Source organism: Streptomyces sp. NPDC059564, assembly GCF_042735575.1.
Taxonomy (GTDB): Bacteria; Actinomycetota; Actinomycetes; order Streptomycetales; family Streptomycetaceae; genus Streptomyces.
On sequence record NZ_JBHWBP010000287.1, the window covers coordinates 1 to 9,878 of the forward strand.

A 9,878-nucleotide genomic window follows, 5' to 3' on the forward strand; every position below is an offset into this window, starting at 1 on the left:
CGGTCGCCGCGGCCGCGGGCCGCCGCCAGGGAGTCGTATCGGTCACCGCGTACCCGGCCCGTCGAGGGCCCTGCCGCCGGAGACCGGCGAGGGCAGGGCCCACCAGGCCGCCAATCCGATGATCACCCCGGTCAGCACGGTGGACGGCCCCCCGATGTCCGCGTAGAGGAAGTCGGTCAGCTGCCACATGAACAGCCCGAGGCCGATCAGCCCGCAGTCCCGGATCCCCCGTGCGGAGCGGTCCGCGGCGTACCGGCGCAGCCCGGCGACGAGCAGCACGGCCCAGCCGCCCGCCAGGGCCAGCAGTCCGGTCAGGCCCTGCTCGCCGAGGACGAGGAGGTACATGTTGTGCGGGGACAGCAGCGGCTGCTTGATGAACGCCTGGCCCGCGCCGGCGGTGTCGCTGCCGGAGGACAGCCCCAGCGAGGAGTGCCCGTCCCGGTGCGCCGGGAAGCCCTTGAGCCCCACGCCCACCGCCGGCCGCTCCCGCCACATCGACTCGGCGGCGGCCCACATCGTGTAGCGGTCGGTCACCGACTGGTCGGGCGCGCTCGACACCTGGGTGATCGAGGTCAGCCGCTCGGCGACCATGTCGGAGCCGACGCCGAGCCCGCCCACCAGCACCACGCCCACCGCGGCCAGCGCGGCCAGCACCTTCAGGGCCCGCCGGATCCCGGCCATCCCCATCACCAGCAGCGCCGCGCCGAAGGTGGCGATCCAGGCACCCCGGCTGAAGGACAGCACCAGCGGCACCACCAGGACCAGTGCGCAGCCCCCGGCGATCCGCCGGACCCGGGCCGGGAGCCCGGGCGCGAGCGCGGCGGCGGTCGCGACGACCAGTCCGTACGCGACGACGGTGGCCATGCCCATCACGTCGCCGGGGCCGAAGGTGCCCACGGCCCGGATGTCCTCGCCCTGGTAGGAGGCCCCGGTGTGGGTCGCGTACTGCACGACCCCCACCGCTCCCTGTACCAGCGCGAGCACCACGAAGCACCCGGCGGCCAGCCGGAACTCGCGGGCGTCACGCACCAGCAGCACCACGGCCGCCGGGACGAGCACGAAGACCTGGAGGTAGCGCACGAAGCCCGGCAGGGCGGCGTGCGGGTCCCCGGCGGTCATCGTCGCCACCGCGAGCCCCACCCCGGGTGCCCCGAGGACGAGCACGCCCAGCGGGGTCAGCGCCCGCACCCGGCCCCGCAGCGCCTGCACCCCGCAGACGAGGGCGAGCAGCAGCGAGGCGGCGTCGGCGGGCCCGACCTTCCCGGAGGCGGTCGCGTCCCCCGCCGGGAGCGGGGCGAGGAGGAACAGGACGGTCGCGGCGAGCGGCAGCAGCGGCCAGTGACGGCGCAGCAGGCCGGCCAGATCGGTCGGGCCGGTCCGGCCGGTCGCATCGGGGAACCGGGCGGACCCGGTCGCGGCGAGGCTCATGGGTCAGCTCCCTCCCAGCCGGAAGCGGAAGAAGGAGGCCGCGGTCCGCGCCAGGATCCACAGGTCCTGCCACAGCGACCAGGTGTCGATGTAGTGGTTGTCGAAGCGGGCCCGGTCCTCGATGGAGGTGTCCCCGCGCAGCCCGTTGATCTGGGCGAGTCCGGTGATCCCGACGGGCATCCGGTGACGGGCCTCGTATCCGGGGTGGACGCTGCTGAACTTCGCGACGAAGAAGGGGCGCTCCGGCCGGGGACCGACCAGGCTCATGTCACCCCGTACGACGTTCCACAGCTGCGGCAGCTCGTCCAGGGAGGACTTGCGCAGGAAGGAGCCGACGGGGCTCATCCGGCGGTCGCCGGCCACGGTCCAGCGGGTGGCGGACTCGTGCTCGTCGGCGCGCAGGGTGCGGAACTTCAGCAGGGTGAAGGGGCGCCCGTACAGGCCGACCCGCTCCTGACGGAAGATCACCCCGGGTCCGTCGGAGAGCCGTACGGCCAGCGCGCAGGCGCCCATCACGGGGGCGGCGGCGAGCAGGGCGAGGGCGGCGAGCAGGGAGTCGATGGCCCGCTTCGCGGTGCGCTCCAGGGTGCGGGCGGGGCGCGGCAGCAGCGGCTGTACGGCGTACCCCCACAGCTGGTCGGCGGGCTGCGTGACCCGCATGCCGGTGACCTTGGCGGTTCCGGCGGGGTCGGCGAGCCAGAGCCGGCAGCCGTGGTCGTGGAAGAGCCGGACCAGGGAGGCGGTGCGTTCGTCGGCCTCGGGGGGCCGGGTGAACACGGCGTCGCGGACGGAGTTCTGGATGACGGCGCGCCGGATGTCCTCGTGGGTGGCGAGTACGGGGAGCTGCCCGCGTTCCCCGTCGGCGGGGGCGGCGGTGTCGGCGATCCCTACGGGCCGCAGCCCGTACTCGGGGCGCCCGTGCAGCGCGGCGGCGACCGCTCCGGCGCCCTCCCCGGGGCCGACGACGAGGGCGGAGACGGGCCGGCGGACGGCGGTGCGGCGGCGGAGCCGGTGGACGGTGCCGCGCCCGGCGCAGACCAGGGCGGTCTGGAGGCAGACGGCACCGAGAAGGGCGCTCCAGCCGAGGGCCTGCTCGGGCCTGGCGGCGCCGAGCACGGCGGCGGCCCCGCACCACAGCACGGCGGACCGCGCGGCCAGCGCGGGCAGTTCGAGCAGCGCGGAGGGGGTGAGCCGGGGCCGGTAGAGGCCGCCCTGCGCGTGCAAGGCGGCGAGCAGGACGAGGAGCAGCACGACGGACGGGCCCACGGCCTGCGGCGGCAGGACCGTGGCGGGCAGGGTGGCCGCGGTGACGACGGCGGCCAGGGCGTCGGCGGCGAGCAGCGGGGTGACGCCGTCGCGGCGGCGGACCCGCTGCGGCCGGACGGCGGGCCGGGCCTGGTCGGCGCGGGGCCCGCGCGGGGGGTGGATCGCGGTCACGGCACGGCGGGGCTCCGCGGGTGGCGCGGGCGCGAAGGCGCTGCCGCCGGCGGGCCCCGTGCCGCCCTGCCCGGTGTGCCGGGCGGGTGCGCTGTCCATCGTCATCGGCTGATGCGCTCCTGGTTCAAGGGCCGGGGCCTGCCCAGCAGTTCGTGGTACAGGCCGGTGACCGCGTCCGTGGTCCGCCGCACGTCGAACTCGGTCCGGGCGTGCTGCTGGGCCTGCTCCCCGAGTTCGGCGAGCAGCCGCGGTGCGGCGAGCAGCCGTCCCAGGGCCTTGGCCAGGGCCGTCGGATCCTCCGGCGGTACGAGGCAGACCCGTCCCTGGCCGGGGGGCAGGCTTTCCCGGGCACCGCTGACGTCGGAGACCAGGACCGGGCGGCCACAGGCCATGGCTTCGAGCGGGGCGAGCGCCATGCCTTCCCACCGCGACGGCAGTACAACGAGATCGGCGGCCCGAAGCCACGGTCGGATGTCGGCGGCGGGCCCCGCGAAGAGCACTCCGGGCGGTGCGGCGCGGCGCAGCCGTTCGGTGTCGGGGCCGTCTCCGACCAGGGCCAGGCGGGCGCCGGGGACGGTGGCGAGCAGCTCGGGCCAGGCGCGCAGCAGGATGTCCTGGCCCTTCTGGGGGCAGAGCCGGCCGACGCAGACGGCGAGCGGTCCGGCCGCGCCGTCCCGGAATCCGTCGGGCAGCGGGAGTGCGGCCCGGGCCTGGGCGCGGTCGCGGTCCGGGTCGGGGTGGCCGGGCCGGAAGTGGCCCAGGTCGACGCCGTTGCGGATCACCGACCAGCGGGCGGTGATGCCCTCGGACTCCCCCGCCCGGCGTTCGGACTCGCTGACGCAGAGCACCCGGTCGGCCCAGCGGGCTCCGGCCCGCTCCCAGCGCAGCGCGAGGGCGGCGGTGGCTCCGCCGACGGCGTCGAAGGACCAGGCGTGCGGCTGGAACACGGTCGGCACGCAGCCCCGTACGGCGATCCGCCCGGCCAGCCCGGCCTTGGCACTGTGCAGGTGCAGCAGGTCGGGGCGGACACGGCGGATCAGCCGGGCGGCGCCGAGGACTTCGGCGGGCAGCCCGGGGCCCGGGGAGCGCCCGGCGCGCCAGGGCAGCACGTCTGCTCCGGCGGCGCGGGCGTCGTCGGCGAGCCGCCCGCCGTGCGGGCAGCCGACGAGGACGCGCAGTCCGGCGTCGGTCTGCGCCCGTACGAGGTCGGTGACGACCCGGGCGACTCCGCCGTCGACGGGCTGCACGAGGTGCAGGACGCTGAAGGCCTCCTCCGAAGGCGAAGGCGAGGGGGAAGGGGAGGGGGAAGGGGAGGGGGAGGGGGAAGGGGTGGTGGCCGGTGTGGGACCCGGTGAGGACTGTTTCCGCACGTGGAGTGGTCTCCTGCGTTCAGCGGCGCGCGTCTGTCTGAACGAAGAGCACACCGAGGAATTGACCCTGGCTTTCGCCCGTGAACCTGAAGTTCAGGTGGTGGGCACCACCGGACAGGGCGGGACTCAGGTCGAACACGTCCGCGTCATATCCGAGATTATTCATATGTTCGGGCTGTCGCACGAACGAGGGATGCCCGAATTCCGTGATCGTGGAATTCATAACATCATTAAAAGGATTTTCGGCATCGCTGATGCTGATCCGGCGGCCGCTGTCGGCCGTGACCGTGAGTGAGTCCCCGAGGGTCCCGCGGTCCCCGTCGTACGCCACCACCCCGGCCCGCCCGGAGGCACCGGGCGGCGCGTCCAGACCGGCGATCTCCACGGTCTCCCCGGCCGCCTCCCCGGCCCCGGCGGCCAGCGACTCGAAGCCGTCCCACAGGGAGATCCGGCGCAGCGGCTCCTGCGGGTGCTCGTACGCGACGACGAGGGTCCAGCCGCCCCAGGCACCGACCTCGGAGTTCCCCATGGCGATGTTGAGCTGGGCGACCGTCCACATCCCGGCGCCGCCCTTGCGCACCAGCGGGGTCACGTCGGCGGAGGCCTGGTAGGCGTCGCTGCCCGCGTCGTTGTGGTGCCCGACCACCGTGTCGGCGAGCACCTGCTTGTACGCGCCGCCGGGCTCGGCGACCAGCACGCGGCCGTTGTCCTCGGGCGGCTTCTGCTCCCCCACGCGCAGGTTCCCGCCCCAGTACAGCCGGGCGTACGAGACCTTCGCGCCCTGCGGGACCTTGAGCTCGGCCCGGGTGGAGTTGTAGGTGTCGGGGTCCTTGTCGACCTCGTCGTAGAACATCTCGAAGTCGCCGTTGACCCCGGCCGCGCCCTTGTTCACCTCGGGGCAGGGCTCGGCCTGCGGGGAGGCGGCCGAGCGGCAGCCGATGGAGGAGTTCGAGGCCCGGACCAGCCCGCCGCGCTGGACGGCCTGGTAGCGCTGGGTGAACGGAACCCGGGGTGATTCGCGCACCGCGGCGGGGGCCGCGACGGGGGCCGCGGCACCCGCCGCGGGGACGTGTGCGGAAAGCGTGAGGCAGGACAGCAGACCGAGTGTGCCGAGGATTCTGCGGGAGGAACCCATGACCCTGTCTCCATTTTCGATCAAGGGGACAAAACAGGAGTGCACTTTGTCAGAAATCAGGCTGGAAATCACGCCGGACTCGCTCGTACGGCCTTTTGGGCGATGACACGCACCCTTGAAGCGGGCGGGTCGTTATCGCTTGCACCATCGTTCGAACCGAAAGGGAAAACGGAGATGCCCGCGGAGTCCGCCGGCGTCCCCGCGGACCCGACCGCCCCGCCGAACCCCCCGTTCGGCCGCACCCGTGTGAACGCCTGAGCGTCAACCCTGCCGTCCGAAACGGCGGCATCCGAGTGAAGTCACGCAACCCGGGGCCGGGCCGGGCCGTTGATCCGGGTGCTCCAGTACCGGGCAATCCTGCAAAAAAGGGATGATAATGATCAAGAAGTTTGTGGCTGGCGCAGCGGTTGCCGCCTCCGTCGTGGGTCTCGGTGCCGCCATGGCCCCGCAGGCGATGGCCATCGGGAACGACAACGGCATCAACACCGTCAACGGCAACAACTCCGCGCAGATCTACGGCAACCAGGCCACGTACGGCAACATGAGCCCGCAGATGGCGCTGATCCAGGGCTCCTTCAACAAGCCCTGCATCGCCCTGCCGGCCAAGGCCAACGTGCAGTCGGTCCTCGCCCTCGTCAACGTCGGCGTCCAGGACATCCCGGTCCTGTCCAGCCCGCAGAACCAGCAGTGCACCGAGAACTCCACCCAGGCCAAGGGCGACGAGGCCCTCTCGCACATCCTGGACAACATCCCGGTCCTCTCCGGCAACGCCTCCGCCGGCAGCTGATCCGCGCCCCGCGCCAGCGAGGCCGCCGCACCTTCGGGTCGCGGCGGCCTCGCCGCATGTGGAGCCGCGCAATTCCGGCCCGATAAACCATGGCCGGAATTACCTGGAGGGCCCGGCCAGGAGCATCTGAGTGAATTGGCCGACACCCCACGGAAACCCTTGGTTTCTTTTCCCTGAGCCGCTCGTTGTTATGTATGCAGCGGATACACCTCTGCGGGAAGGATTGAAATCAAATGACCTACAAGAAGGCAGTCGTCCTGACTGCCGGCATCCTGATGGCCGCCGGTGCCGCCGCCCCCGCCATGGCCGACGCCGGCGCCGAAGGCAAGGCCGTGGGCTCCCCCGGCGTCCTGTCCGGCAACCTGGTCCAGGTCCCGGTGCACGTCCCGGTGAACGTCTGCGGCAACACCGTCAACGTGATCGCGCTGCTGAACCCCGCGTTCGGCAACACCTGCGTCAACGCCTGACGCAGCGCCTGCGCCCGCAAGGGCAGACCTCCTCGGGGTGGCCTCGGAGTGCACGGCGGTGCACTCCGGGGCCACCTTCGATTCAGCACCGGCCCACGCGCCGGTAGACAGGGAAGGACCCATGCGACAGGTACTGAGCCGACAGGTACTGGGCAAGGGGGTGCTCACGGCGGCAGCCGCCTCGAGCCTGCTGTCGATCGCGGCCGGCGCGGCCTACGCGCACCCCGGGGCGATGTCCGAGGCTTCGCATTCGCCGGGCGTGCTGTCCGGCAACAGCGTCTCGGTACCGATCACCTTCGCGCCCAACGTGTGCGGCAACAGCGTGGACGGGGGTGCCGCGCTCAACCCCGCGATGGGGAACACCTGCGTCAACACGACCGGCTCCGACGTCGACCACGACTACGAGCGCTACCTGAGCCCCGAGCACGCCGAGGCCCTCGAGCGCTACCTCGACGAGCGCGAGCAGCGCCAGGGCGGCCGGCACGCGCTGCCCGCGCAGCGCCAGGAGGAGGCACCGCGTTACGAGGAGCAGCGCGGGCACGCCCCCAAGCACGCGGCGCCGCGCCCGGAGCGGGAGCGGCACGAGGACCGGGGCGGCTACGGCGGTTCCGGGGAGGACGACCGGGGCCCGCAGGGCGAGGAGGAGTGCGACGACCACCCCCCGCAGCCCGCGCCCCACGCCGAGCACCCCGCGCCGCATCCGGCGCCCCCGGCCCCCGCACCGCACCACCCGAAGCCCCACCCCAAGCCGCACCCGGCACCCCAGCCGGTCCCGGCGGCGGACCACCCGGCGCCCGCACCGGCCCCGGCACCGGCCCCCGTGCCGCAGCCCGCCCCGGCGGCGGAGGCCCCCGCCCCGCTGCCCGAGCCCCAGCCGCTCCCGGCGCCCGTCCCGCCCCCGGTCCAGGAGGCCCCTCAGCCCGAGGAGCAGCCGGAGGAGCAGCCCCACACCCTCCCCGCTCCCGTCCCCGCGCCCCCCGCCGCGGAAGAGGAGGCCCCCGCTCCCCGGCCGCCGCACGGCAGCCAGCCGGTGGAGCGCCCGGCGCCCGTCCCCGTACCGGAAGCCGCCCCGCCGGCCGACCAGCCCCCGGCCGCCCCCGCCGGCGACCTCCCGGTGCATCTGCCCCCGGCTCCCGAGGCCCCGGCCCCCGTCCCCGCGGCGGCTCCCCCGGTGACGACCCTCCCCGCCCCGGTGACCCTGCCGGCCCCGGTTCCCGCCGTCGCGACGGCACCGGAGCTGGCCGCGACCGGAGCGGGCCCGGCCGGTGCCGCGGCGGCCCTCGCCACGGCCCTGGTCCTCGGCGGCGCGATTCTGTACCGGAGGTCCCGTATCGCCTGACCGGGAATACCGGTAATCGGAAGAAATATCGGCCGGAGAATCCCTTGTCGGATTCTCCGGCCGTTGCCGTGCGCACCCCCGTGCGCGTTTCCGTAGCGGCCGGGAATCGTTACGCAGGTCGAAAGCGGCGCCACGGTCGCCGCTGACGCCTCCGCCCTCGAAAAGAATGAGGATTTCGATAATGAAGCTCTCCAAGGTCGCCGCTGTCGTCGTCGGCTCCGTCGCCGCCCTCGGTGCCGCGGCCCCCGCCATGGCCGCCGACGCCCCGGCCGCGATGCCTCCCATGAGCGCGACGGGCGGACTGACCGAGGTACTGGACGCCGCGGGTCCCGTCACCGAGTCGCTTCCCCAGACGGCGGGCAACGCGCTGGCCGAGCAGGGCCAGACCCTCGACCAGGCCTTCGGCGCCGTCCAGAACGTCAACAAGGTCCGCAACAACGTCCCCGGCGAGCTGCTGGGCCTGGCGAACGGCGCCACCCAGGCGTCCCCGCTGCTCGGCGGTGTGAAGCTCAACGGCGGCCAGTGAACCGGCCCCGGACGTGACTGTGGGCGCCACCGGCGAGGCCGGGGCGCCCACAGTCACGTGGTGGCGAATGCGACGTACGTCAGTCGTTGACGCAGACGTTGCCGAACGCCGGGTTCAGCAGGCCGATGACGTCCACGGAGTTGCCGCAGACGTTGACGGGGATGTGGACCGGGACCTGGACCAGGTTGCCCGAGAGGACACCCGGGGAACCCACGGCCGCGCCCTCGGCACCAGCGTCGGCGGAGGCGGCGCCCGCGGCACCGGCCACGGCGAGACCAGCGGAGGCCAGGGCCACGGCGGCCTTCTTGGCAGCAGAGTTCATGGGAAGTGCACCTTCTCTTCGATGTCCTGCCCCGATGCCGGGGCTCACACCGAGCGAAACGGTCCATCGTCCCGGACGACACGGTTCGGGGCCGGATCAGACCTGTTCAGCCCAATAGTCGTAACCATCCGGCCCGTTCCCGTCGCTGCCGTGCCGCCCACTAGCCGCGGATGGGGATCTCGGGGATCGAGGGGAGGGCCGGGACCAGGCCGTCCGTCGGCGGCACCGCCGGTGTCGCCGGCACCGCCGGAACGGTGACGGGGAGCTTGGGGAGCTCGATCGGCGGCAGCTTGATGTCCGGCAGGCCGGGGATGGCCGGGATGGCGGGCAGCGTCGGCAGCTTGATGTCCGGCAGGGTCACCCCTGCGGGCAGCAGGCCCGTGATGGTCTTGAGGAGGTCGTCCAGCGTCTTGGTGAGACCGGCGAGGAGGTCCTCGATCGGACCCGCCGCGGCGCGCGCCTCGATCTTCTCCACCTGCTGCTGCACGGCTGCCGCCTTTTCCGTGACGGCGCCGCCGGCACCGGCGGCGTCCACAGCGACCGCGGGGGCGGCCGCGCCGGACAGTATGACGACCGCGAGGGCCGACGGGACGAGGACGCGGAAGCGGGACGGCTTGGTGCGGTGCATGGGGGTTTCCTTCTGTGGTCGCACGAAAGCGGACCCGAGCGATCCGCCTCCTTACCCACCGTGCGAACACCTTCTACGGAGCGCAACAGGAACGTGGACGCCCGCGCGGCCCCCAGGGGCTGCGTACGGGCTTCGCGCACGCGTCCGGGGCGGCCTCACCCTCGCCGGGGAAAAGCGGCGCACGAACGGGCCGTTTGAGTGAAGCAGCGGAACCAAGCCCCCCGCGGGCCGGTTGATCAGCGCGCTCCACCCGTGGGCACTCGTGCGACACAGAAGGATCGATGATGCTGAAGAAGATCATGACCGCCGCCGCGGTCTCCGCCGTTGCCGTCGGCGCGGGCGCCGCCATCGCGACCCCGGCCATGGCCATCGGCAACGACAACGGGATCAACACCGTCAACGGCAACGGTGCCCAGCAGATCTACGGCAACCAGAAGAC

10 protein-coding genes and 1 pseudogene are annotated in these 9,878 nt (G+C 73.5%); 5 read left to right on the forward strand and 6 right to left on the reverse strand.

What is annotated here, in order from left to right; translation table 11 throughout:
* Window positions 1–42 precede the first annotated feature (42 nt).
* The 4 genes from ACFV0Q_RS31935 to ACFV0Q_RS31950 all read right to left on the reverse strand — a co-directional run bounded on the left by ACFV0Q_RS31935 (window position 43) and on the right by ACFV0Q_RS31950 (window position 5,370).
* Window positions 43–1,428: an O-antigen ligase family protein gene (locus ACFV0Q_RS31935; RefSeq protein ID WP_385010071.1), complete on the reverse strand. Its 1,386-nt coding sequence runs from the start codon at window positions 1,426–1,428 to the stop codon at window positions 43–45.
* Window positions 1,429–1,431: 3 nt separating this feature from the next.
* Window positions 1,432–2,964: an exopolysaccharide biosynthesis polyprenyl glycosylphosphotransferase gene (locus ACFV0Q_RS31940; RefSeq protein ID WP_385010085.1), complete on the reverse strand. Its 1,533-nt coding sequence runs from the start codon at window positions 2,962–2,964 to the stop codon at window positions 1,432–1,434.
* A 2-nt stretch (window positions 2,965–2,966) separates the two neighbouring features.
* The gene (locus ACFV0Q_RS31945; RefSeq protein ID WP_385010072.1) at window positions 2,967–4,112 is read right to left on the reverse strand and encodes a glycosyltransferase family 4 protein; all 1,146 of its coding nucleotides are present in this window, start codon (window positions 4,110–4,112) and stop codon (window positions 2,967–2,969) included.
* 142 nt (window positions 4,113–4,254) lie between these two features.
* Entirely contained in the window at window positions 4,255–5,370 is a 1,116-nt protein-coding gene (locus ACFV0Q_RS31950) for a DUF3344 domain-containing protein (protein ID WP_385010074.1), read from the reverse strand.
* A 376-nt stretch (window positions 5,371–5,746) separates the two neighbouring features.
* On the opposite strand from ACFV0Q_RS31950, the gene ACFV0Q_RS31955 reads away from it, so the two are divergent.
* The 4 genes from ACFV0Q_RS31955 to ACFV0Q_RS31970 all read left to right on the forward strand — a co-directional run bounded on the left by ACFV0Q_RS31955 (window position 5,747) and on the right by ACFV0Q_RS31970 (window position 8,489).
* On the forward strand, window positions 5,747–6,157 hold the full coding sequence (locus tag ACFV0Q_RS31955; RefSeq protein ID WP_030238838.1) for a rodlin: 411 nt from the start codon (window positions 5,747–5,749) through the stop codon (window positions 6,155–6,157).
* A gap of 233 nt (window positions 6,158–6,390) precedes the next feature.
* Window positions 6,391–6,624 carry a chaplin gene (locus ACFV0Q_RS31960; RefSeq protein WP_385010076.1) on the forward strand — a complete coding sequence of 78 codons (234 nt, stop codon included), beginning with the start codon at window positions 6,391–6,393 and terminating at the stop codon, window positions 6,622–6,624.
* Between the two features lie 121 nt (window positions 6,625–6,745).
* On the forward strand, window positions 6,746–7,963 hold the full coding sequence (locus tag ACFV0Q_RS31965) for a chaplin (RefSeq protein WP_385010078.1): 1,218 nt from the start codon (window positions 6,746–6,748) through the stop codon (window positions 7,961–7,963).
* 181 nt (window positions 7,964–8,144) lie between these two features.
* On the forward strand, window positions 8,145–8,489 hold the full coding sequence (locus ACFV0Q_RS31970; RefSeq protein ID WP_385010080.1) for a hypothetical protein: 345 nt from the start codon (window positions 8,145–8,147) through the stop codon (window positions 8,487–8,489).
* 79 nt (window positions 8,490–8,568) lie between these two features.
* Here ACFV0Q_RS31970 and ACFV0Q_RS31975 read toward each other — a convergent pair whose 3' ends face one another.
* Together ACFV0Q_RS31975 and ACFV0Q_RS31980 are read right to left on the reverse strand one after the other, a co-directional pair.
* Complete coding sequence (locus ACFV0Q_RS31975; RefSeq protein ID WP_385010081.1) at window positions 8,569–8,811, reverse strand: chaplin; 243 nt, start codon at window positions 8,809–8,811, stop codon at window positions 8,569–8,571.
* 160 nt (window positions 8,812–8,971) lie between these two features.
* Window positions 8,972–9,439 (reverse strand): hypothetical protein, encoded by a 468-nt coding sequence (locus ACFV0Q_RS31980; RefSeq protein ID WP_385010083.1) that lies wholly within the window; start codon window positions 9,437–9,439, stop codon window positions 8,972–8,974.
* Window positions 9,440–9,723: 284 nt separating this feature from the next.
* Between ACFV0Q_RS31980 and ACFV0Q_RS31985 the strand changes: the two are divergent.
* Window positions 9,724–9,878: pseudogene (locus tag ACFV0Q_RS31985) on the forward strand (RdlA protein); the annotation flags it as partial.

Coding starts and splice junctions, on each gene's coding strand:
- ACFV0Q_RS31980 (WP_385010083.1), bottom strand. CDS start 9,439: ATGCACCGCACCAAGCCGTCCCGCTTCCGCGTCCTCGTCCCGTCGGCC.
- ACFV0Q_RS31935 (WP_385010071.1), bottom strand. CDS start 1,428: ATGAGCCTCGCCGCGACCGGGTCCGCCCGGTTCCCCGATGCGACCGGC.
- ACFV0Q_RS31955 (WP_030238838.1), top strand. CDS start 5,747: ATGATCAAGAAGTTTGTGGCTGGCGCAGCGGTTGCCGCCTCCGTCGTG.
- ACFV0Q_RS31965 (WP_385010078.1), top strand. CDS start 6,746: ATGCGACAGGTACTGAGCCGACAGGTACTGGGCAAGGGGGTGCTCACG.
- ACFV0Q_RS31960 (WP_385010076.1), top strand. CDS start 6,391: ATGACCTACAAGAAGGCAGTCGTCCTGACTGCCGGCATCCTGATGGCC.
- ACFV0Q_RS31970 (WP_385010080.1), top strand. CDS start 8,145: ATGAAGCTCTCCAAGGTCGCCGCTGTCGTCGTCGGCTCCGTCGCCGCC.
- ACFV0Q_RS31975 (WP_385010081.1), bottom strand. CDS start 8,811: ATGAACTCTGCTGCCAAGAAGGCCGCCGTGGCCCTGGCCTCCGCTGGT.
- ACFV0Q_RS31950 (WP_385010074.1), bottom strand. CDS start 5,370: ATGGGTTCCTCCCGCAGAATCCTCGGCACACTCGGTCTGCTGTCCTGC.
- ACFV0Q_RS31940 (WP_385010085.1), bottom strand. CDS start 2,964: ATGGACAGCGCACCCGCCCGGCACACCGGGCAGGGCGGCACGGGGCCC.